At 39.1% G+C, this 230-nt stretch carries 1 pseudogene; it reads right to left on the reverse strand.

What is annotated here, in order from left to right:
- Positions 1 to 196 (reverse strand): annotated as a pseudogene (locus HMPREF2937_RS13170) (class I SAM-dependent RNA methyltransferase); the annotation flags it as partial.
- Positions 197 to 230: the final 34 nt, after the last annotated feature.

Here is a 230-nt window from a genome sequence, read left to right on the forward strand (position 1 = left end):
TAGTAGCTTCAATACAGAATGTTCCAGAACCGCATGTTGGATCGATAAATGGTTTATCTGGGTACCAGTTTGACAACTCGATAATAGCAGCTGCCATATTTTCTTTAATCGGAGCGCCACCTTTTGCCACACGGTAACCACGTTTAAAGAGACTAGCACCAGTGGTATCAATCATAACGGTTACTTTATCTTTCAAAATAAATACTTCAATTCTGAACTCAGCACCATTT

The sequence above is a fragment of the Staphylococcus sp. HMSC061G12 genome (assembly GCF_001838465.1).
GTDB classification, from domain to species: Bacteria; Bacillota; Bacilli; order Staphylococcales; family Staphylococcaceae; genus Staphylococcus; species Staphylococcus simulans.